The organism is Streptomyces sp. NPDC046203, assembly GCF_040646255.1.
In the GTDB taxonomy this organism is placed as follows: domain Bacteria; phylum Actinomycetota; class Actinomycetes; order Streptomycetales; family Streptomycetaceae; genus Streptomyces.
In genome coordinates, this window is sequence record NZ_JBEYZX010000072.1 from 1 (window position 1) to 20,612 (window position 20,612).

Sequence of the window (20,612 nt, forward strand, 5' to 3'; positions counted from 1 at the left end):
GTCGCCGCGGCGCCCTTCCCCGTCGTCACTCCCTTCGTCGGCTGCCGCGGGTCCCACCACCCCTTACCCCGGCCGGGCCCCGCCCCCCCCCGCGCGGGGCCCCGGGCCCGGTTCGTCGTACGGCGGCACCGCCATGCAGCACCGTACGGCGTGGGTGCCCGGTCCATGGGCGCGTGGCCGGGGCCGGAACCGGGAGGGGCGTGGCGTGTGCCGTACCCCCGGTGTCCGCCGGCCGCCCATGGGCGGGACGTCTGGGTGGGTGAAGCGGGTGAAGCGGTGAAGCGGGTGGAACAGTGGAGCGGGTGGAGCGGTGGAGCGAGAGAAGCCGTGAAGCCGTGAAGCCGCGGAGCGAGTGGAGCGCGCGGCGAGCGGTTTATCCGAAGCGGCCGGAGATGTAGTCCTCGGTCGCCTGGACGCTCGGGTTGGAGAAGATGCGCGCCGTGTCGTCCAGCTCGATCAGCTTGCCCGGCTGGCCCATGCCCGCCAGGTTGAAGAACGCGGTGCGGTCCGAGACGCGCGCGGCCTGCTGCATGTTGTGCGTGACGATGACGATCGTGAACTGTTCCTTCAGCTCGCCGATCAGGTCCTCGACGGCGAGCGTCGAGATCGGGTCGAGCGCGGAGCAGGGCTCGTCCATCAGGAGCACCTCGGGCTCGACCGCGATGGCGCGGGCGATGCAGAGCCGCTGCTGCTGGCCGCCGGAGAGGCCGGCGCCCGGCTTGTTCAGCCGGTCCTTGACCTCGTTCCAGAGGTTGGCGCCCTTGAGGGACCGCTCGACGATCTCGCTCAGCTCGGACTTCTTGTACGAGCCGTTGAGGCGCAGGCCCGCCGCCACGTTGTCGAAGATCGACATGGTGGGGAAGGGGTTGGGGCGCTGGAAGACCATGCCGACGGTACGGCGCACCGCGACCGGGTCGACGCCGGCGCCGTACAGGTTCTCGTCGTCCAGCATCACCTTGCCCTCGACGCGGCCGCCGGGGGTGACCTCGTGCATGCGGTTCAGGGTGCGCAGGAAGGTGGACTTGCCGCAGCCGGAGGGGCCGATGAAGGCCGTCACGGAGCGGGGCTCGACGGTCATCGAGATGTCGTCGATGGCCTTGTGGTTGCCGTAGTAGGCGGAGAGGCCGCTGACGTCGATTCGCTTGGCCATATCAATTCACTTCCGTTGACCGCGTCAGCGGCCGGTCTTGGGGGCCTTCCAGCGGGCGATGCCGCGGGCCACCAGGTTGAGGATCATGACGAAGGCGATCAGGACGAGCGCGGCGGCCCAGGCGCGGGCCACGGCGGCGTCGGTGCCGACCGCGTACTGCTCGTACACGTAGAGCGGCAGGGAGGACTGAGCGCCTTCGAAGGGGTTCGGGTTGATCAGTCGCGTACCGAACACCAGGAGCAGCACGGGGGCCGTCTCACCGGTGATACGGGCGATCGCGAGCATGACGCCCGTGGTGATGCCGCCGATCGCGGTGGGCAGGACCACCTTCAGGATCGTGCGCCACTTGGGGACGCCGAGGGCGAGGGAGGCCTCGCGCAGCTCGTTCGGGACGAGCTTCAGCATCTCCTCGGTGGAGCGGACGACGACCGGCATCATCAGGATCGCGAGGGCCAGCGAGCCGGCGAACCCGGAGGGGCCGAAGCCCAGGATCAGGTTCCAGGTGGCGAGGACGAACAGGCCCGCGACGATCGACGGGATGCCCGTCATGACGTCGACGAAGAAGGTGACGGCCTTGGCGAGCGTCCCGCCGCCGTACTCGACCAGGTAGACCGCGGTGAGCAGGCCGATCGGGGCGGCGATCAGGGTCGCGATGCCGACCTGCTCGATGGTGCCGAGCAGCGCGTGGTAGACGCCGCCGCCGGTCTCGGCGTCGAGGACGCCGTTCATCGAGTGGCTGAGGAAGTACGGGTCGAGGGCCTCGACGCCCTTGCTGACCGTGACCCAGGCGAGGGAGAGCAGCGGGATGACGGCGAGGACGAAGCAGACCCAGACGAGGCTGGTGGCGACGCGGTCCTTGGCCTGGCGCGCGCCCTCGACCTTGGTGGTCACGGCGTACGTGACGAGGACGAAGAGCAGCGCGGAGACGAGGCCCCACTGGACCTTGCTGTGCCAGCCGGCGGCCAGCCCGAGGCCGCAGCCGGCGGCGATCGACCCGGCGGCGACGGCGGCCGGGGTCCAGCGCGGCAGGCGGGCCTGGGACAGCGGGCGGCGGGGCAGCGTCGCGGCGGCGGGACGGTCCTGTATGGCGTTGCTCATGCGCTGGCCCCCGAGTACTCCTTGCGGCGCGCGATGATCATGCGCGCGGCGCCGTTGACCAGCAGCGTGATGGCGAAGAGGACGAGACCGGAGGCGATCAGGGCGTCCCGGCCGTAGGCGTCGGCCTCGTTGAACTTCGCGGCGATGTTCTGGGCGAAGGTGCCGCCGCCCGGGTCGAGCAGATGACCCGAGATGAGGAAGCTGGGGGAGAGGACGACGGCGACGGCCATCGTCTCGCCGAGCGCGCGGCCGAGGCCGAGCATCGAGGCGGAGATGATGCCGGAGCGGCCGAAGGGCAGCACCGACATGCGGACGACCTCCCAGCGCGTCGCGCCGAGCGCGAGCGCGGCCTCCTCGTGCATCCGCGGGACCTGGAGGAAGACCTCGCGGGTCACGTTGGTGATGATCGGGAGGATCATGATCGCCAGCAGGATGCCGACGGTGAACAGGTTGCGGGCGACGCCGTCGCTGGAGCGGTCGAAGAGGTACGTCCAGCCCAGGTACTGGTCGAGCCACGCGTTGAGCCCGCCCAGGTACGGGACGAGGAAGATCGCGCCCCACAGGCCGTAGATGATGCTGGGCACGGCGGCGAGCAGGTCGACCACGTACGCGAGCGGCTTGGCCAGCTTGCGCGGGGCGTAGTGCGAGATGAACAGCGCGATGCCGATCGCGACGGGCACGGCGATGGCCATGGCGATCACCGAGGAGACGATCGTGCCGAAGGCGAGGACCGCGATGCCGAAGACCGGCGGGTGGCCGGCCGGGTTCCACTCGAAGGTGGTGAAGAAGTTCGTGGAGTCCTTCGAGATCGCGAGGACGGCGCGGTAGGTCAGGAAGACCGCGATGGCCGCCATGATCACGAGGAGCGTGATGCCGGAGCCGCGGGACAGACCGATGAATATCCGGTCACCGGCGCGGCCGGTGGACGCGGAGAGCCGGCGGGGCTCCCCTGTGTCGGGTGTGTCGGGTGTGGTCGTAGCCATCTCTGATTTCTCCGGTCTGCGGAGCCGTACGGCCGTGCGCGCGGGGTGGGACGGGCGTGCGTGCGGCGCGGTGTGCGGGCTCCTGGCGGCGGTGCACCGGATGCCGGGGACGGCCTCTTCGCTCTCCGTGGCGGGAGGCGGAAGAGGCCGTCCCCGGCGTGGGGTCAGGACAGGGTCGGGACGATCTCGCGGACCTTGGCCGCGATCTCGGCCGGGAGCGGGGCGTAGCCGGCGTCGGAGAGGACCTTCTGGCCCTCCTCGCTGGCGGTGTAGTTGAGGAACGCCTTCAGGGTCGGCAGGGTGTCGGCCTTGTTGCCCTTGTCGCAGGCGATCTCGTACGTGACCAGGGTGATCGGGTACGCGCCCTCGGCCTTGGTGGCGTAGTCGAGGGACAGGGCCAGGTCGCTGCCGGTGCCCTTGACCTTGGCGGCGGCGACGGCCTTGGAGGCGTTCTCCGTGGTCGCGGCGACCGGGGCGGAGGCGCCGGTGTTGATGGCGACCGTGCTGATCTGGTTGGCGGTCGCGTACGACAGCTCGAAGTAGCCGATGGAGCCCTCGGCGCCCTTGACGGCGGTCGCGACACCGGCGGAGCCGTTGGCGGCCTGGCCACCCGGGGCGGGCCACGACTTGGTCTTCGGGTCGTACTTCCAGTCGGCCGCGGCGGCGGTCGACAGGTACTTGCCGAGGTTCTGGGTGGTGCCCGACTCGTCGGAGCGGTGGAACGCCTGGATGGTGCTGGCCGGGAGCTTGGCGCCCGGGTTCAGCTTGGCGATCGCCTCGTCGTTCCACTTGGTGATCTTCGCGTCGAAGATCTTGGCGAGGGTGGGGGCGTCGAGGACGAGGTTGTCCACGCCGTTCAGCTTGTAGCCGATGGCGATGGGGCCGCCGACCATCGGGAGGTTGACGCCCTTGCCGTCCTTGCAGACCTTCTGCGAGGCGGCGACCTCTTCGTCCTTCAGGGCGGAGTCGGAGCCCGCGAGGGCGACCTGGCCCTGGGTGAACTTGGTGATGCCGCCGCCGGAGCCGATGGCCTGGTAGTTGACCTCGACGCCCGCGCACGCGGCCTGGAAGTTCTTGACCCACAGGTCCATCGCGTTCTTCTGCGCGCTGGAGCCGGCGGCGAGCAGCTGGCCCTTGGCGCCGTCGCACTTGATGTTCGACGCCGAGGCGGACGAGGACTTGCCGCCGTCCTTGGTGGGCTCGCTGTTGTTGTCCGAACCACACGCCGAGAGGACGAGCACGCCGGAGACGACGAGGGCGCCGATCGCGGAGGCGCGAAGCCCGTTCTTGCGCGAAAGCTTCACTTTCGGGTGTTCCTTCCAGGAGCCGCCTTGCCGTGGACCTTGATGTCCTGAACGTATCCGTGGCGGCGTGTGTCGGGTGGTGGGGCGCCGGTCCGGTTCGGGCCGGGCACCTCGTAAGGCTGAAATTAGGCAGAACAGGTGAAGCGACCCATGGAAGAGAGTGAACGGCAAGTGAACCGTGCCGGAAGGTGAGGTGCGGAGCGCGCCGCCGCGCCGAGCAGGGGGTTCGTGGCGGGGGCCCGGGGCCCGGGTGGCCGGGTGACCGGGGACGACGGTGAGTCGTACGACGAGGTGATTCGTGTGACGAGGTGACCGCAGACGTCACCAAGACGAACGTAAGGGGCACGGTTTCCCCGCGTCAGTACGGCCGGGGGAAGTTGGCGAGGGGACGCCAGACCTGGTCGTCCGGCCGGCCCCTACGGGAGCTGCTCAGGGCTGCTCAGGGTTGCCCGTAGGGGAAGGGCCGGCGGGTCGTCGTCTTACACCCGGCTGTCCGAGGCCGCGTGGTGCAGCGCCGAGGTCAGCAGGTCGCGGTCGCGGGGCTGGGTGAGCCGGAGCCGGGCGGCGGCCGGGGGCAGCCACAGGAGCGTGTCGACCTCCCGGTTCGGGGTGAACGCGCCACCGAGGGCGCGCGCCGTCCAGTAGGTGACCTCCTTGGGCCGCCCGTTCACCGGGTAGCGCACGACGGGCAGCCGGGTGCCCAGCGCGCAGGACTGCCCGGTCTCCTCCAGGACCTCGCGCCGCGCGCACGCGGCCAGCGTCTCCCCGCGCTTCAGCTTCCCCTTCGGCAGCGACCAGTCGTCGTACTTGGGCCGGTGGACGAGGGCGATCTCGATGCCCGAGCCCTCGTCCTCGCTCCCGCCCGCGCCTTCGCCCCCGCTCCCGGCGCGGGCCGGCCGCCACAGCACGGCCCCCGCCGCGACGATCACGCCGCCAGGGCCGGTCGGGCCGGTCATGACACTCCCGCCGGGGTACGGGACCAGGCGCGCTGGAAGGCGAAGCGGGCGGCCTCGACCTCGTGGCGCTGGTCGGCGTGCAGGACCCCGAGGGCGTACGCGGTGGCCGGGGCGATCCGCGGGGTACGGGCGGCGGCCGAGGCCGCCGCGGCGGCCTCGGCGGCGTCGCGGTGCCGGTCCAGGGCGCGGGCGGCCTCGTACAGGACGGGGTCGCCCTCCGTGCCGCCGCGCAGCACCTCCCCGGCGTACCGGTGCAGCCGGAGCAGGCCGCGGGTCTGGTGCCAGGGCGCGTCCTGGGACTCGCCGGCGGTCAGACCGAGGGCGGTGGCGTTGTACGGGGCGGCGGCCCGGGCGAGCGGGAGGACGCCGACCGCGTCGCGCAGCCGGCGTTCGACGACGGCGGCGGGCGCGTCCAGGACCTCGTCGGCGCGGGCGGCGCCGGCCGGGCCGAGCGGGACCTCGGAGGCGAGCAGCGCGACGGCGTCGGCGACGGCGTGGAAGCGGGCGGAGCCGAGGGCCTGGAGGGCGGCGGAGTGGGCGCGGGTACGGGCGAGGGTGAGTTGGCGTTCCAGGAGGGCGCCGGCCCGGGCGGCGCCGAGGGTCAGGCCCCGGACGCTCTCGGTGTCTCCGTTCCCGCGCGCGGCGGGGACGGCGGCGGTGGCGGGAACGGCGGTGGTGGTGGTTGCGGTGGCCGTGGCCGCCGGTCCGACGCCGGCCAGCCGGGACAGCGCGTCGGCGAGCCGGACCAGCCGGGACGTACAGGCGTGTTCGAGGGCGAGGGTGCCGGACAGCCAGGCCAGTTCGGCGCGCAACTGGTCGGCCCAGGCGGCGTCGAGCAGCGGCCGGAAGGTGTGCAGGGTGCCGCTGATCCGGCGGGCCGCCGCCCGCAGGGTCCCGGCGGCCTCCTCCACGCCTCCGGTGCCGGTGCCGCTCTCGGTGTGCAGCCGGATCCCGCGCAGGAAGTCGGCGGCGCGGGCGTGCAGGTAGGGGGCGAGGATCTCGCCCGCGGTGACATCGGGTGCGAGGTCCCGTACGGGGGTCCGTACGGGCTCTCGTACGGGACCCCGTAGGGGCTCCCGAGTGACGTCGTTCCGCGTGATGTCCTGCGTGGGGTCAGGATTGGGCACGCCGGCGCCTCCGCGCGTCGATGAGCATCTCCTGGACGTGCCGGAGCGGCCGGCCCTCGGGATCGGTCGCGTGCCGCGTCCAGTTCCCGTCGGCGCCCAGGTGCCAGGAGGAGGTGGTGTCGGACATCCCGGTCTCCAGGAGCCGGGAGAGAGCGGCCCGGTGGCCGGGGTCGGTGACCCGGACCAGGGCCTCGATACGGCGGTCGAGGTTGCGGTGCATCATGTCGGCGCTGCCGATCCACACCTCGGGTTCGCCGCCGTTGCCGAAGGCGAAGATCCGGGAGTGTTCGAGGAAGCGGCCGAGGACCGAGCGGACCCGGATGTTCTCGGACAGGCCCTCGACGCCGGGGCGCACGGCACAGATGCCGCGCACCCAGATGTCGACCGGCACACCGGCCTGGGAGGCGCGGTAGCAGGCGTCGATGACGGCCTCGTCGACCATCGAGTTGACCTTGATCCGGACGTACGCGGGCCGGCCGGCGCGGTGGTGGGCGATCTCCTTGGTGATCCGGGAGACCAGGCCGTCGCGCAGCGACTTGGGGGCGACGAGGAGCCGTCGGTAGGTCTCGCGGCGCGAGTAGCCGGAGAGCCGATTGAACAGGTCGGACAGGTCCGCGCCGACCTGCGGGTCGGCGGTGAGCAGGCCGAGGTCCTCGTAGAGCCGGGCCGTCTTCGGGTGGTAGTTGCCGGTGCCGACGTGGCTGTAGCGGCGCAGGACGTCGCCTTCCTGGCGGACGACGAGCGACAGCTTGCAGTGCGTCTTCAGACCGACCAGGCCGTAGACGACATGGCAGCCGGCCTCCTCCAGCTTGCGGGCCCACTTGATGTTGGCCTGCTCGTCGAAGCGGGCCTTGATCTCGACGAGGACGAGGACCTGCTTGCCGGACTCGGCGGCGTCTATCAGGGCGTCGACGATCGGCGAGTCGCCGGAGGTGCGGTACAGCGTCTGCTTGATGGCGAGGACGGACGGGTCGGCCGCCGCCTGCTCCAGGAAGGCCTGCACGGAGGTGGAGAAGGAGTCGTACGGGTGGTGAAGCAGCACGTCCCGCTCGCGTACGGCCGCGAAGATGTCGGGCGCGGACGCCGACTCGACCTCGGCGAGGTCACGGTGGGTGCCGGCGACGAACGTGGCGTACTTGAGCTCGGGCCGGTCGAGCGAGGCGATGCCGAACAGCCCGGTGAGGTCGAGCGGGCCGGGCAGCGGGTAGACCTCGGAGTCGGAGATCTTCAGCTCGCGGACCAGCAGGTCGAGCACGTACGGGTCGATGGACTCCTCGACCTCCAGCCGCACCGGCGGCCCGAAGCGGCGCCGCATGAGCTCCTTCTCCAGGGCCTGGAGCAGGTTCTCGGCGTCGTCCTCCTCGACCTCCAGGTCCTCGTTGCGGGTGACCCGGAACATGTGGTGCGCGAGCACCTCCATGCCCGGGAACAGCTCCTCCAGGTGCGCGGCGATGACGTCCTCCAGCGGGACGTAGCGCTCGGGGGATGCCTCCAGGAAGCGGGAGAGCAGCGGCGGGACCTTGACGCGGGCGAAGTGGCGGTGGCCGCTGACCGGGTTGCGGACGACGACGGCGAGGTTGAGCGAGAGCCCCGAGATGTACGGGAAGGGGTGCGCCGGGTCGACGGCGAGCGGCGTGAGGACCGGGAAGATCTGCTGGCGGAACAGGGTGAAGAGGCGGGCCTGTTCCTTCTCGGTCAGCTCGGGCCAGCGGATGAGGTGGATGCCCTCGTCGGCGAGGGCCGGGGCGACGTCCTGCTGGTAGCAGGCGGCGTGCCGGGCCATGAGCTCGCGGCTGCGGGTCCAGATCAGGTCGAGCACCTCGCGCGGCTGGAGGCCGGAGGCGGAGCGGGTGGCGACGCCGGTGGCGATGCGGCGCTTGAGCCCGGCGACGCGGACCATGAAGAACTCGTCGAGGTTCGAGGCGAAGATCGCGAGGAAGTTCGCTCGTTCGAGAAGCGGCGTCGCGGGGTCCTCGGCGAGTTCGAGGACGCGCTCGTTGAAGGCGAGCCAGCTGCGTTCGCGGTCGAGGAAGCGTCCCTGGGGCAGCTCGCCGGCCTCGTCGTCCTCGTACGTGTCGGGGTCGGCATCGAGGTCGGGCGCGAGCTCGCTCACGGAGCCGCCGTGCACGGCCTGCGGCCGGTGCGCGGCTATGGAACCCAGCGAGGGCTGGGCCGCCGGAGCGGGCGCGTTCTTCGGGTTCGTGACCGGTACCTCGGCGGGCTGCTGGCTCATGAGCCCATTCTTCCGCGCGAAGGGGTGGTCGGGCGCGTCGGAGCGGGCCGTGGGGGAGGGAAGCCTCCCCTTGGGGAGGGCGCGGGCGCGGGCGGGCACGGAGCGCTTCATTGCGTGAGCTTCGCAAGCGCTTCTGAATGGCCGGTAACGGGGACGTGACGTGCGGGAATCGGGGGCCGGGTTTGTAGGGCGGCCCGGGCGGGGGTCAGGGTGGCGGTCAGGGGGTGCGCCGGGGGTGCCCGTAGGGGGGTGGGGCCCGTCCCCGGTGCGGGCCCCACCCCCCTACGGGACCCGGCCTACGGCAGCCGGGAGCGCAGGACGCGGAACGCGGCGAGGACCGCGAGGGCGGCGAGGGCGAGCAGGATGCCGGTCTCGACGAGCTGGAGTGGCCAGAAGTGGCTCTGCGGGTGGATGTCGGCGTAGTCGGTGACGCCGCCCTGCTGTTTCAGGCAGGCCGCGTCCCAGTGGCAGTCGGCCATGCTCACTTTCCGGCCGGACGGTGTGAGGATGCCCAGTTCGACGTCCCAGGAGGAGGTGGGGCGATGGCGGGCGGCCTGCCCGGTCAGGGTCTCGGTGGGCCACAGCAGGTGGCGGTACTTGACGAAGGCGAGGATCACGCCGCCGGTGAGCAGGGTGGAGGTCAGCAGGGCGGGCAGGGTGCGGCGGATCAACAGACCGAGGAAGGCGCCGAGGGCGACGCCGAAGAGGGTGGTCGCTACGGGGACGGTGCCGGGCAGGGAGGCGTAGACGGTCGGGTCGTACCAGAAGCCGGCGTAGTCGTCGATGGATCCGTTGGGCCAGGACCACCCGAAGGCCAGATTGACGACCACCATGAGCGCGACGGTGAACGCGGCGGCCACGGCGAGCTTGGCGGCGAGCCAGCGGGCCGGGGAGGCGGACTGGGTCCAGGCCAGCTTGTACGTGCCGGTCTCCAGCTCGCGGGCGACGAGCGGGCCCGCCATGTAGCCGGCGATCACGGCGGGCAGGAGGATGACGCCGAGGCCGACGTACTCCGGAAGGTGACTGGCGAACAACTGGGCGTCGAAATACTCGCGTGCCGGTTGGTAGCAGTCGGGATCGTGGGTGTCCTTCACGCATCCGGCCGCCTTGAGGACGTCCGTGGCGTGGTCGGACATGTAGACGGCGGCCAGCAGAACGGCCGCCGCGACCACGGCCACACCGAGCGCCGCCACCACCGTCCAGCGGTGCTGGCAGGCCGTCACCTTGGCGAAGGCCCGTAGGGAAAGTCCCCTGGGGGACGGGCCCTTAGGGGCAGGGGCGGGGTTCGCCGGGCCGGCGGGGGCCGGGCCCGGGTTCGTCAGGGTCGGGGCGCTCATGCTGCGGCTCCTTCCGGCGTGGCGGCGGCCGCGCGCAGGTGGGCGAGGACGAGTTCTTCGAGGGACGGCTCGGTGCGCTGCCAGCCGTCCGGGACCGGGGCGCCCCCGGTACGGACGAGCGCGCTGAGCTGACGGCCCGTCGTGCGGGAGTCGACCACGGTGTACGGGCTGAGGTCGGCGTCCGTCGCCGGGCCGGTCAGCAGGGTGTGCGCGTCGAGCAGGCTGTCGACGGCGCCGGCGAGCCGGATCCGGCCGCCGTGCAGGAGCAGCAGATGGTCGCAGGAGTCGGCGAGTTCGCCGAGGACGTGCGAGGACATCACGATCGTGGTGCCGTGTTCGGCGGCGTCGGCCATCAGCAGCCCCATCAGCTGGACCCGGGCGAGCGGGTCGAGATCGGCCATCGGCTCGTCGAGGAGCAGGAGTTCGGCCCGCTTGCCGAGGGCGAGCGCGAGCGCGAGGCGGGTGCGCTGGCCGCCGGAGAGCGAGCGGACGTGGGCCTTCCAGTTCAGGCCCTCGGCGGCGGCGCGCGCGGCGTCGGCGTTCCAGCGGCCCGGGTTGAGCTCGCGGCCCAGGTCGATGGTCTCGGCGACGGTGAGCTGGGGGTAGAGCGGGCGGTCCTGGGCGACGTACGCCATCCGCTCCCGCTCCGGGGCGCCGATCGTGCCCTCGGTGGGGCGGAGCAGTCCGGCGGCGAGGGCCAGGAGGGTGGATTTTCCGGCGCCGTTGGGCCCGGCGAGGGCGCAGATCCGGCCGGCGGGCAGGGTGAAGGAGCAGTCGCGCAGGGACCAGGGGCGGGACCGTCCGCCGTAGCGCAGTCCGAGTCCGTCGGCCGTGAGCGCGGGCGGCCCGTCGCCGCTGTGCGCGTTGTATCCCTCGGTCATGCGTCCCCCTGGAAGTGTTCGTTCAGTACGGATGTGAAGAGCGCCGCCACGTCCTCGCGGTCCAGCCCTTCCGCGCGGGCCCGGCGGGCCCAGTCGGCGAGTTCGGCGCGCAGCGGCGAGTCGGCCGGGGCGGCGGTGCCGAGCGTGGCGCGGACGAAGGTGCCGAGGCCCCGGCGGGCCTCGACGAGCCCTTCGCGTTCGAGTTCGCGGTAGGCCTTGAGGACCGTGTTGGGGTTGATGGCGGTCGCCTCGACGACCTCGCGGGCCGTGGGCAGCTTGTCGCCGGGGGCCAGGACGCCCATGCGCAGCGCCTGACGCGTCTGCTGGACGATCTGGAGGTAGGTGGCGACCCCGCTGCGCCGGTCGATGCGGTAGGCGAGCACGCGCTTGCACCACCCTTTCACTAATCAAGTAGTGAAAGGGTGGTGCAAAGAAGGGGACGGTGTCAACCGTCCCCTTCTTCAGGCGAGTTCGCCCAGGGTCTCGCGTCGGGCCTTACGTCGGGCCTTACGGGCGGTGGCGCCCCGTCAGGACTCCGCCCGTTCCGGACCCCGCCCGTTCCGGACCCCGCGCCGTCAGGACTCCGCGCGGTACATCAGGTCCACCTCGTGCGTACGGAAGCCCAGCCGCTCGTACACCGTCACCGCCGCCGTGTTGTCCGCGTCCACGTAGAGCATCGCCGTCGGCAGCCCCTCGCCCGCCAGATGCCGCAGCCCCGTCGCCGTCAGCGCCTTGCCGAGGCCGCCGCCCTGCGCGTCCGGCAGCACGCCGACCACGTACACCTCGCCCAGCTGCTCCTCGGCGTGCGTCTTCGTCCAGTGGAAGCCGACGAGCCGGCCGTCCTTCTCCGCGAGGAAGAAGCCCTTCGGGTCGAACCACGGCTCGGCCATCCGGTCGTCCAGGTCGCGCTGGGTCAGCGAGCCCTGCTCCGGGTGGTGCGCGAACGCGGTCGCGTTGACGGACAGCCAGGCCGTGTCGTCCGCGCCGGGCGAGAACGTACGGACGGTGACGCCCTCCGGCAGCACCGGCTCGGGCAGGTCCAGCGGGACCAGCGAGCGGCGCAGCTGGCGCAGCTCGCGGAACAGGGTCAGGCCGAGCACCTGGGCCAGGTGGCGGGCGGCCGGCTTGCCGCCGTGCGCCCAGACCCGCAGCCGCTTCCCGGTCGCCTCCAGGAGCGCCAGGCCGAGCGCCCGCCCGTGCCCGCGGCCCCGGTGCGCGGGGTGGACGACCAGCTCGGCGGCCGGGGCCTCGACCGGGTCGGTCTCCTCGACCTGCGCGTAGCCGTAGAGCTGCGGCCCGACCGTGAGCAGGAGGTGCCGGACGCCCTCGCGCCGGCCGTGGCGCAGATAGAGCCGCCCCTGCTCCGACACGGCGTGGACACCGTCGGCGTGGTCGGCGGCGTCCAGCAGTTCCAGGACGTCCTGGATCTGCTGAGGGGTCAGTTCTTCGTGGATGGTGATCTGCCGACCGGGTTCGAGGGCCGGCGCCGCGTCAGAAGTCATGGTGACGAGCGTACGGGGGGCGGGCGCGGGCCCGCGGGATACGGACGCGAGACTGTCAGGTGTGGGGCGGGGCGGGGACCTTGAAGATGTTCGACTCTTGTAACCCGATCCCCCCTGTTGCGCTACGCGCGTTGACCTTAGGCTGCGCGAGCAGCGGCAGATTCGTTCAGAAAATGGGGAAACTCGGAAAAATGGCAGGGACAAGGAAGCAGAACAAGGCCGGGCGGCGCATCCTCGCCGCCGGTGCGGGCCTCGCCACCCTCGGCGCGCTGGTCGCCGCGATGCCGGCCGGCGCGGCGCAGGACACCGCCGCCGGGCAGGGCGGCACCAACGGCAAGGGCTGGGGGCGGATGGTCGACGTCCAGCTGCTCTCCTTCAACGATCTGCACGGCAACCTGGAGCCCCCGGCCGGTTCGTCCGGCCAGGTCAGCCGGGTGAAGGCGGACGGCACCACGGAGAAGATCGACGCGGGCGGCGCCGAGTACCTCGCCACCCACCTGCGTCAGGCCCGTCAGGGCAAGCGTTTCTCCATCACCGCCGCCGCCGGTGACCTGGTCGGCGCGTCCCCGCTGCTGTCCGGCCTGTTCCACGACGAGCCGACCATCGACGCGCTCAACGGCATGGACCTGGACGTCACCTCGGTCGGCAACCACGAGTTCGACGAGGGCGCGGTCGAGCTGGCCCGTATGCAGCGCGGCGGCTGCCACCCGACGGCCGGCTGCTTCACCGCCGACAAGAAGTTCGGCGGCGCCGACTTCCCCTACCTCGCCGCCAACGTGACGGAGGAGAAGACCGGCAAGCCGCTGCTCGACCCGACCTTCGTGTGGGAGAAGGAAGGCGTCAAGATCGGCTTCATCGGTGTGACCCTGGAGGGCACCCCGAACATCGTCACCGCCGAGGGCGTCAAGGGCCTGAAGTTCGGCAACGAGGTCGAGACGATCAACAAGTACGCGAAGATCCTGGAGCGGCAGGGCGTCAAGTCCATCGTCGCCCTGATCCACGAGGGCGGTCTGCCGGCCTCCGCGAACTACAACTACGACTGTGACAGCCCGGCCGCGGGCGGTGGGATCTCCGGCCCGATCACCGAGATCGCCAAGCACGTCGACCCGCAGGTCGACGCGCTGGTCACCGGCCACACCCACAACGCGTACGTGTGCACCATCCCCGACCCGGCGGGCAAGCCGCGTCTGGTCACCTCGGCGGCGTCGTTCGGCCGGCTGTACACCGACACCACGCTGACGTACGACCGTGCCACCGGCGACATCGTGCGCACCGCCGTCGACTCGGCCAACCACGCCGTCACCCGTGACGTCCCGAAGGCCCAGGACATGACCCGGCTGATCGGGAAGTGGCAGGAGCTGGCGGCGCCGATCGCCAACCGGCCGCAGGGCTGGATCGCCGCCGACATCAACGGTCGCGGCTCCACGGCGTACGAGAAGCCGCTCGGCGACATGATCGCCGACGCGCAGCTGGAGGGCCTGGCCCCGGCGGACAAGGGCGGCGCCCAGGTGGCGCTGATGAACCCGGGCGGCATCCGCTCCGACCTCGTCTACAAGGCCTCCGGCGCCGAGGGCGACGGTGTGGTGACTTACGGCGAGTCCTTCACGGTGCAGCCGTTCACCAACATGATGAACGTGGTCGACCTGTCCGGCGCCAACCTGATCCAGGCGCTGAAGCAGCAGGTCAGCGGTTCGAACCTGAACGAGATCAAGATCCTCCAGGTCTCCAAGGGCCTGACCTACACGCTCGACCTGACCAAGTCGGGCGCGGACCGTGTGGTGACCGACAGCATCAAGCTGAACGGTGCGGCGATCGACCCGTCGAAGACCTACCGTGTCGCGATGAACGAGTTCCTCGCGGGCGGCGGTGACGGCTTCCCGGCCCTCGCGGCCGGCACGAACAAGCTCGTCGGCGCCTCGGACCTGGACGTCTTCAACGCCTACCTGGCGGCGAACTCCTCCGCCTCGGCGCCGCTCGCGGTGCCGGCGGCCGACCGCATCACGGTCGTCCGGTAGGAAGATCCGCTGAACGGACCCGTCCAGCGGGTCCAGCGGGTCCAGCACGTCAAGCGGGTCCAGTAAGCAGAGGGAAAGCCGGGCATATGCCCGGCCGCGTGTCAGCGCGCGTAAGGGCGGTCTCCGTTTCGGCGGAGGCCGCCCTCTTTCGTGTCATGCGGGTGGACGGGTGTGTACGCGCGGGTGCGTCCGCGCGGGCGTACGCCCGCGGGCCCGGCGCGCTCAGCGGACCGCCTGCACGTTGTCGGCCGCCGTCGACCACTCGACGCCCGAGAGGGGCCGGATGTGGGCGATGCGCACCACCCGGCCGTCGGGGTGCGGCTCGTGGGTGACGGCGAGCAGGACTCCCTCCTTGCCGCTCGGAATGTCCCGCACCAGGCTGTTGACCAGCGGATGCTGCTCGTGACCGGCGGAGTCGACCGGGTGGCCGGGCGCGCCCTGGAGTCCGGCGGCGGCACGGTGCACGAACTTCTCCCACCCTCGTGCCGCGCGGTCGCGCAGTGCGCGGCTCGGCGCACAGGGGCAGGGATCGGCGGCGGTCATGGCGGCGTTCCTTTCCGAGGACATCCGTTGGCGCGGATGGCTGATAGTCATTCAACGGGGGTACACCGACGGGGAGAGCGCCTCATGCTGGGCACGTCGTTGAATGCGTTGAACGCCAGGGAGCTGGGATGGGACGCACGCCGAACACGGCCCTCGCACGCGTGATGGCCGAGGCCGACTGGGGAAACGGGCAGCTCGCCCGCGCGGTGAACCGCGCCGGCGCCGAGGCCGGGCTGACTCTCAGCCATTCCGCCAGCACGGTGACGTACTGGCTGCGTGGCTCCCTGCCGAAGAAACCGGTCCGGCCGGTCGTCGCCGAGGCCCTGTCCCGGCGTCTCGGCCGGCCCGTGAGCTGCGCGGAGCTCGGGTTCGCCGGGCCCGACGGCGGTGGCGCGGGCGGCGCCGGGGAGGGCGGGGCGGACGGTGCGGTCGGGAGCGACGCGACCGGCACGCGCGGTCTCGCCGACCTGGCGGGCAAGGACATGGACCCGTCGCGGCGGGGAGTGCTCACGGCCGGGCTGTACTCGGCGGCCCTGACGGTGCCGGGGTTCGCGGACCCGGGGACCCCGCCCGAGCCCGCCGGGGAGGAGATCGCGGCCGGCCGTACGGTCCGGATCGGCGCCGGCGAGGTCGCCACCGTCCGGACGATGACCCAGCACATCGCGATCATCCTGGACGACCTCGGCGGCGGTCACGCCCGTCCGATGGCCGCGGCCTTCCTGATGAATACGGTGCTGTCCTGGCTGCGGGCCGACGCCTCGGCGGAGGTGAAGCGGGACATGCAGGCCGCCGCCTCCGACTTCGTCTATCTGACGGGGTGGATGGCGATGTACGAGCGGGCGCACGGCCTCGGGCAGCGCTACTTCGTCCAGGCCCTGGAGCTGGCCCGGGACGCCCAGGACCACCTCACGTACTGCCGGACCCTGCGCGGCATGGCGCTCCAGGCGGCGAACCTGCGCTACGGGCGCCGGGCCCTGGAGTACGCGGACTCCGCCGCCGAGGCGGCCCCGGCCGCCGGGCCCCGGCTGGTCGCCTTCCTGCGCGGGCAGCAGGCCCATGGCGCGGCCCTGGTGAAGGACCGCCGGCAGGCGTTCACCCGGCTGCGGGAGACGGAGGCGGCGCTGGCCCGCGCGGACGGCCGCAACGACGCCGTGGGCGGGTACGACCAGGCCGCGTACCACTTCCATGTCGCGCACGTGCTGTACGAGCTGGGCGATCTGCCGGGTTCGATCACGGCGCTCCAGCGGTCCAACCGGGTCCGCTCCGCGCACGAGCGGCAGGGCAGGGTTCACGCGCACGGGGTGCTCGCCGCCCGGCAGTGGGAGCGCGGGCACGTGGAGGCGGCGTGCCTGACCTGGGACCGGTTCCTGGACGACTACACCGCCCTGTCGACCGCGCGCGGCGACGAGCACTTCGCGGTGCTGCGCGGGCATGTCGCGGCGCAGCCGCGGAGCCGGGTCGTGCGGTCGCTCGGGGAGCGGGCACGGGTCGTCGCGGAGCAGAAGAGCGCGGTGTGAGGGGCGCGGTGTGAGAGGGCGGGGTGTGAGGGGCGGGGCGGCGGGGGTTTAAAGCGGCCAAGGAGGCTTACGGGGCTCGGGCGGCGGACCTACGACCGGCGCCCGATGGCATATGCCGTACCGCTGACTACGCTCCGGCCCGATGGACCTTCGTACAACGGCGCAGCTCGCCCAAGGACCTCAGGACCTCAGGACCCAAGGAGCCGACAGGATGTCAGCGATCTCGACCGCGCATATGCGCATCGCCCGCCCCTCCCGCGACCTGGAGGCGGCCCGGCGCTTCTGGGTCGAAGGGCTCGGCCTCGACGTGCTCTACGCGCACGAGGCGGACGGCGGCGAGCGGCTCCACTCGCTGCTGATGCTCGGCTGGCGGGACGCCGGCTGGCACCTGGAACTGACCCGGGACCCCGCCGCGCCCCTCGAACCGACCCCGACCCCCGACGACCTGCTCGTGGTCTATCTGGACGGCCCCGTGCCGGACGACCTCGTCGCCCGGCTCGAAGCGGCGGGCGGGACGCGGGTGCCCGCGCACAACCCGTACTGGGACACCTGGGGCGTGACCCTCCAGGACCCGGACGGCTACCGGCTGGTGCTCTGCACCCGCTCCTGGTCCAACAGCTGAGGTAGATCGCTCAGGGCGGGCGCGGGGCGCGTACGCGGGTCGGCGCGCGGTCGTCAGACGGTGGCGGGCCGGTCCGGCGGCGGGGTCGGGGCGCCCGGGAAACGGAGGGTGGCGACGGTGCCGCCGCCGTCCGCCGGGGTGAGCGCGACGGTGCCGCCCGCCTGCCCGACCGTACGGGCCACGATCGACAGACCGAGCCCCGAACCGGGCAGGCTGCGGGCCGACGGGGAGCGCCAGAAGCGGTCGAAGACGTGCGGGAGTTCGTCGGGCGCGATGCCCGGACCGTGGTCCCGTACGGTCAGCTCGCCCCGCATCAGCCGTACCTCGACCGTGCCGCGCGGCGGCGAGAACTTCACCGCGTTGTCGAGGACGTTCACCAGGGCCCGTTCGAGCGCGGCGGGCTCCGCCCGGACGTACCAGGGCGCCAGGTCCGTCTCGAAGGCCAGCTCCGGCCCGCGCAGCCGGGCCCGGTCGAGGGCCGCGCGCAGGATGGTGTGCAGCGGCACCACCTCCAGCGGCCCGGGTGTGACGGCCTCGGGGCGGGCCAGCTCCTGGAGGTCGCCGACCAGCGACGACAATTCCGTCAGCTGGGCCTTCACCGAGGCCAGCAGGGCCCGCCGGTCGTCCGGCGGCAGCGCGCGCCCGGTCTCGTCGCTGCGGGCGAGCAGATCGATGTTGGTGCGCAGCGAGGTGAGCGGGGTGCGCAGTTCGTGGCCCGCGTCCGCGATCAGCCGGGCCTGCCGGTCGCGGGAGGTCGCGAGCGCCGCCGTCATCACGTTGAACGACCGCGAGAGCCGGGCGATCTCGTCCTCGCCCTCCACCGGGATCCGTACGGTCAGGTCCTCGGTCGCGGCGACGTGTTCGACCGCGCCGGTCAGCCGGTCCACGGGCGCGAGCCCGGTGCGCGCCACCCACAGCCCGGCCGCGCCCGCGCCGAGCACGCCGATGCCGGAGACGAGGAGCAGCACCCAGCCGAGGGTGGACAGCGAGTTGTCGATCTCGGACAGCGGCCGGGCGAGCGATACGGCGAGGCCGTACCGGCCCGGCTGGTGGTACGTGTAGACGCGCATCGCGCGGCCGTCGGCGTCCCGGGTGGTGTGCAGGGTGTCCGGGACGAGGCCCTGGGCGACCCGCAGGTCCTCGTTCTGTACGGGGATGGCGGCCTTGCCGGAGGTACAGGCGGTGCCGTCGGGCAGGACGACCTGCACGGTGTACGGGGGCAGCGGGGGGACCGGGCTGTCGGTGCGGCAGCCGGCGAGCACCAGGTTGACGTACTGGTCGTCCACCTTGCTGCCGCGCAGCGACGCGTCCAGCTCGTGTTCCAGCTGGGCGCGGGTCACCAGCCAGCAGGCCAGCGACACCGCCGCCACCGCGACCGCCACGGCGAGGGCGGTCAGCAGGGCGAGCCGGGAGCGCAGCGGCCGGGACCGGAACCAGGCGACGGGTCCGGTCATACGGCGCCGACACCCCCGTTCGCCCCATCGTTCGGGACCCCGCTCGTGCCCGTACCCGTACCCGTACCCGTACCCGTACCCGTACCCGTACCCGTACCCGTGCCCGTACTCGTGCCGGTGGTCCGGAGTACGTACCCGACGCCCCGCACGGTGTGCACGAGCCGCGGCTCGCCGCCCGCCTCCGTCTTGCGCCGCAGATACATCACGTACACGTCCAGGGAGTTGGAACTGGGCTCGAAGTCGAAGCCCCAGACGGCCTTGAGGATCTGCTCGCGGGTGAGCACCTGCTTCGGGTGCGCCAGGAACAGCTCCAGGAGCGTGAACTCGGTCCGGGTCAGCTCCACGGCCCGGCCGCCCCGGGTCACCTCGCGGGTCGCGAGGTTCATCCGCAGATCGCCGAAGGAGAGCACGTCGCCCCCGCCGGCCGGCTCGGCGGCCGCGGCGGCCCGGGCGGCGGCGTACGAGCTGCGCCGCAGCAGGGCCCGGATCCGGGCGAACAGCTCGTCCAGCTCGAAGGGCTTGACCAGGTAGTCGTCCGCGCCCGCGTCGAGGCCGGTGACCCGGTCGCCGACCGTATCGCGGGCGGTGAGCATGAGGATCGGCACGGTCGAGCCGCCGGCCCGGATCCGGCGGGCGGCGGTCAGACCGTCCATGCGGGGCATCTGGACGTCGAGGACGACCAGGTCGGGGGCGTACGCCGCCAGTTTGGCGAGCGCGTCGAGCCCGTCGACGGCGTCCTCGGTCCCGTACCCCTCGAAGGCGAGGCTGCGGCGCAGCGCCTCGCGCACCGCCGGCTCGTCGTCGACGATGAGGATGCGCTCGGTGCCGCCGCCGCTGTCGGTCTGCTGCCCCGCCTGCGCGCCGGCGTGCGCTCCGGTGTGCTGCCCCACGATGCCACTCATGGGGTCAGCGTCCCATGGGTCGCTCACGCGGGTCAGCTGCCACCGCCCGCGCGCAGGGCGGGCAGGTCGGCCTTGAGGGTGTCCACCGGGATCGCGAAGCCGAGGCCGACGCTGCCGGCCGTGCCCGAGTCGCCGCCGGAGCCGGGCGCGTACATCGCCGCGTTGATGCCGATGATCCGGCCGTTCATGTCGATCAGCGCGCCGCCGGAGTTCCCGGGGTTGAGGGAGGCGTCGGTCTGGATCGCCTTGTACGTGGTCTTCGAGGAGCCGGTGTCGCCGTTGAAGCGCTGCCCGCCGAACTCGAACGGCCAGCCCTGCCGCGGGTCCCACTGCTGGCCCTGGCCACCGCTCTGGCCACCCTGACCGTTCTGGCTGCTCTGGCCGTTCTGGCCGCCGTCCTCGCGGGCGACGGTCACGTCCCGGTCGAGCGCGGAGACGATGCCGCTGGTGACGGTGCCGGTCAGGCCCTCGGGGGAGCCGATGGCCACGACCTGGTCGCCGACCCTGAGACCGGCGGAGTCGCCGAGGGTGGCGGCCTTGAGCCCGGACGCGCCGCGCAGCTTGATCAGGGCGAGGTCCTTGGCGGGGTCGGTGCCGACGACCTCGGCGGCGTACGTCTTGCCGGTGCTGAGCCGGACGGTGAGCGTCGAGGCGCCGGAGATCACGTGGTTGTTGGTGACGATCTCGCCGCCGGAGGTGATGATCACACCGGAGCCGGTGGCCTTGCCGCCGGAGCCGGTCGCGGAGATCTCCACGATGGACGGCGAGACGGCCTGGGCGACCCCGGCGACCGTGCCCTTGCTCCCGGCGGCGACGGTGGTGCCGTCCACCGGGCTCGGCGCCGCGGTGATGCCGGGGGAGTCGTGCGTCCACCGCTCGACCAGGGTCGCGGTGCCGCCGCCGATCGCGGCCGCGGCGATCGCGACGGCGGTCAGCAGGCCGGCGGCACGCCGCCGCGTCCGCCGGGTCTGCCCGTGCGGGGCGGGCT

17 protein-coding genes and 1 pseudogene are annotated in these 20,612 nt (G+C 72.5%); 3 read left to right on the forward strand and 15 right to left on the reverse strand.

What is annotated here, in order from left to right; all coding sequences use genetic code 11:
• Positions 1 to 373: 373 nt before the first annotated feature.
• From pstB to mshD, 11 genes are all read right to left on the reverse strand, one after another.
• Positions 374 to 1,150 (reverse strand): phosphate ABC transporter ATP-binding protein PstB, encoded by a 777-nt coding sequence (gene pstB, locus ABZ990_RS29725; RefSeq protein WP_361238222.1) that lies wholly within the window; start codon positions 1,148 to 1,150, stop codon positions 374 to 376.
• A gap of 24 nt (positions 1,151 to 1,174) precedes the next feature.
• A complete protein-coding gene (pstA, locus tag ABZ990_RS29730) occupies positions 1,175 to 2,248 on the reverse strand; it encodes a phosphate ABC transporter permease PstA (protein ID WP_361238224.1) in 1,074 nt (357 codons plus the stop codon).
• Positions 2,245 to 3,231 (reverse strand): phosphate ABC transporter permease subunit PstC, encoded by a 987-nt coding sequence (gene pstC / locus ABZ990_RS29735; protein ID WP_361238227.1) that lies wholly within the window; start codon positions 3,229 to 3,231, stop codon positions 2,245 to 2,247. Before pstC ends, pstA begins: the two co-directional genes overlap by 4 nt.
• A 164-nt stretch (positions 3,232 to 3,395) precedes the next feature.
• The gene (gene pstS / locus ABZ990_RS29740) at positions 3,396 to 4,535 is read right to left on the reverse strand and encodes a phosphate ABC transporter substrate-binding protein PstS (RefSeq protein WP_361238230.1); all 1,140 of its coding nucleotides are present in this window, start codon (positions 4,533 to 4,535) and stop codon (positions 3,396 to 3,398) included.
• Positions 4,536 to 5,014: 479 nt separating this feature from the next.
• Positions 5,015 to 5,491, reverse strand: a complete 477-nt coding sequence (locus ABZ990_RS29745; protein ID WP_361238233.1) for an NUDIX hydrolase — start codon at positions 5,489 to 5,491, stop codon at positions 5,015 to 5,017.
• On the reverse strand, positions 5,488 to 6,489 hold the full coding sequence (locus ABZ990_RS29750) for a CHAD domain-containing protein (RefSeq protein WP_361238269.1): 1,002 nt from the start codon (positions 6,487 to 6,489) through the stop codon (positions 5,488 to 5,490). Before ABZ990_RS29750 ends, ABZ990_RS29745 begins: the two co-directional genes overlap by 4 nt.
• Positions 6,490 to 6,604: 115 nt before the next feature.
• The gene (locus tag ABZ990_RS29755; RefSeq protein ID WP_361238236.1) at positions 6,605 to 8,851 is read right to left on the reverse strand and encodes an RNA degradosome polyphosphate kinase; all 2,247 of its coding nucleotides are present in this window, start codon (positions 8,849 to 8,851) and stop codon (positions 6,605 to 6,607) included.
• Between the two features lie 296 nt (positions 8,852 to 9,147).
• On the reverse strand, positions 9,148 to 10,188 hold the full coding sequence (locus ABZ990_RS29760) for a hypothetical protein (RefSeq protein ID WP_361238239.1): 1,041 nt from the start codon (positions 10,186 to 10,188) through the stop codon (positions 9,148 to 9,150).
• Positions 10,185 to 11,069 carry an ABC transporter ATP-binding protein gene (locus ABZ990_RS29765; RefSeq protein ID WP_361238242.1) on the reverse strand — a complete coding sequence of 295 codons (885 nt, stop codon included), beginning with the start codon at positions 11,067 to 11,069 and terminating at the stop codon, positions 10,185 to 10,187. The genes ABZ990_RS29760 and ABZ990_RS29765 overlap by 4 nt, the downstream gene beginning before the upstream one ends.
• Positions 11,066 to 11,452 carry a GntR family transcriptional regulator gene (locus ABZ990_RS29770; RefSeq protein WP_361238245.1) on the reverse strand — a complete coding sequence of 129 codons (387 nt, stop codon included), beginning with the start codon at positions 11,450 to 11,452 and terminating at the stop codon, positions 11,066 to 11,068. Before ABZ990_RS29770 ends, ABZ990_RS29765 begins: the two co-directional genes overlap by 4 nt.
• 192 nt (positions 11,453 to 11,644) lie before the next feature.
• Entirely contained in the window at positions 11,645 to 12,571 is a 927-nt protein-coding gene (gene mshD / locus ABZ990_RS29775) for a mycothiol synthase (RefSeq protein WP_361238248.1), read from the reverse strand.
• A gap of 191 nt (positions 12,572 to 12,762) precedes the next feature.
• Here mshD and ABZ990_RS29780 point away from each other — a divergent pair, with 191 nt between their 5' ends.
• Complete coding sequence (locus ABZ990_RS29780) at positions 12,763 to 14,586, forward strand: bifunctional metallophosphatase/5'-nucleotidase (RefSeq protein ID WP_361238251.1); 1,824 nt, start codon at positions 12,763 to 12,765, stop codon at positions 14,584 to 14,586.
• A 222-nt stretch (positions 14,587 to 14,808) separates the two neighbouring features.
• On the opposite strand, the gene ABZ990_RS29785 is transcribed toward ABZ990_RS29780, so the two are convergent.
• Positions 14,809 to 15,129 carry a hypothetical protein gene (locus ABZ990_RS29785; RefSeq protein WP_361238254.1) on the reverse strand — a complete coding sequence of 107 codons (321 nt, stop codon included), beginning with the start codon at positions 15,127 to 15,129 and terminating at the stop codon, positions 14,809 to 14,811.
• A 128-nt stretch (positions 15,130 to 15,257) separates the two neighbouring features.
• Between ABZ990_RS29785 and ABZ990_RS29790 the strand changes: the two genes are divergently transcribed.
• The gene (locus ABZ990_RS29790; RefSeq protein ID WP_361238257.1) at positions 15,258 to 16,646 is read left to right on the forward strand and encodes a hypothetical protein; all 1,389 of its coding nucleotides are present in this window, start codon (positions 15,258 to 15,260) and stop codon (positions 16,644 to 16,646) included.
• Between the two features lie 211 nt (positions 16,647 to 16,857).
• Positions 16,858 to 17,268 (forward strand): VOC family protein, encoded by a 411-nt coding sequence (locus ABZ990_RS29795; protein ID WP_361238260.1) that lies wholly within the window; start codon positions 16,858 to 16,860, stop codon positions 17,266 to 17,268.
• Positions 17,269 to 17,321: 53 nt separating this feature from the next.
• Here ABZ990_RS29795 and ABZ990_RS29800 read toward each other — a convergent pair whose 3' ends face one another.
• From ABZ990_RS29800 to ABZ990_RS29810, 3 genes and pseudogenes are all read right to left on the reverse strand, one after another.
• On the reverse strand, positions 17,322 to 18,722 hold the full coding sequence (locus ABZ990_RS29800) for a HAMP domain-containing sensor histidine kinase (protein ID WP_361238263.1): 1,401 nt from the start codon (positions 18,720 to 18,722) through the stop codon (positions 17,322 to 17,324).
• Positions 18,723 to 18,844: 122 nt separating this feature from the next.
• Positions 18,845 to 19,624: pseudogene (locus ABZ990_RS29805) on the reverse strand (response regulator transcription factor); the annotation flags it as partial.
• A gap of 32 nt (positions 19,625 to 19,656) precedes the next feature.
• A partial coding sequence (locus ABZ990_RS29810; protein ID WP_361238266.1) for a trypsin-like peptidase domain-containing protein occupies positions 19,657 to 20,612 on the reverse strand: 956 nt, incomplete at its 5' end.

What these genes read in the sequence shown, in the direction of transcription:
- ABZ990_RS29760 (WP_361238239.1), bottom strand. Translation starts at nt 10,188, where the DNA reads ATGAGCGCCCCGACCCTGACGAACCCGGGCCCGGCCCCCGCCGGCCCG.
- ABZ990_RS29765 (WP_361238242.1), bottom strand. Translation starts at nt 11,069, where the DNA reads ATGACCGAGGGATACAACGCGCACAGCGGCGACGGGCCGCCCGCGCTC.
- pstA (WP_361238224.1), bottom strand. Translation starts at nt 2,248, where the DNA reads ATGAGCAACGCCATACAGGACCGTCCCGCCGCCGCGACGCTGCCCCGC.
- ABZ990_RS29800 (WP_361238263.1), bottom strand. Translation starts at nt 18,722, where the DNA reads ATGACCGGACCCGTCGCCTGGTTCCGGTCCCGGCCGCTGCGCTCCCGG.
- ABZ990_RS29755 (WP_361238236.1), bottom strand. Translation starts at nt 8,851, where the DNA reads ATGAGCCAGCAGCCCGCCGAGGTACCGGTCACGAACCCGAAGAACGCG.
- mshD (WP_361238248.1), bottom strand. Translation starts at nt 12,571, where the DNA reads ATGACTTCTGACGCGGCGCCGGCCCTCGAACCCGGTCGGCAGATCACC.
- ABZ990_RS29790 (WP_361238257.1), top strand. Translation starts at nt 15,258, where the DNA reads ATGGGACGCACGCCGAACACGGCCCTCGCACGCGTGATGGCCGAGGCC.
- ABZ990_RS29745 (WP_361238233.1), bottom strand. Translation starts at nt 5,491, where the DNA reads ATGACCGGCCCGACCGGCCCTGGCGGCGTGATCGTCGCGGCGGGGGCC.
- ABZ990_RS29780 (WP_361238251.1), top strand. Translation starts at nt 12,763, where the DNA reads ATGGCAGGGACAAGGAAGCAGAACAAGGCCGGGCGGCGCATCCTCGCC.
- ABZ990_RS29795 (WP_361238260.1), top strand. Translation starts at nt 16,858, where the DNA reads ATGTCAGCGATCTCGACCGCGCATATGCGCATCGCCCGCCCCTCCCGC.
- ABZ990_RS29785 (WP_361238254.1), bottom strand. Translation starts at nt 15,129, where the DNA reads ATGACCGCCGCCGATCCCTGCCCCTGTGCGCCGAGCCGCGCACTGCGC.
- pstB (WP_361238222.1), bottom strand. Translation starts at nt 1,150, where the DNA reads ATGGCCAAGCGAATCGACGTCAGCGGCCTCTCCGCCTACTACGGCAAC.
- pstC (WP_361238227.1), bottom strand. Translation starts at nt 3,231, where the DNA reads ATGGCTACGACCACACCCGACACACCCGACACAGGGGAGCCCCGCCGG.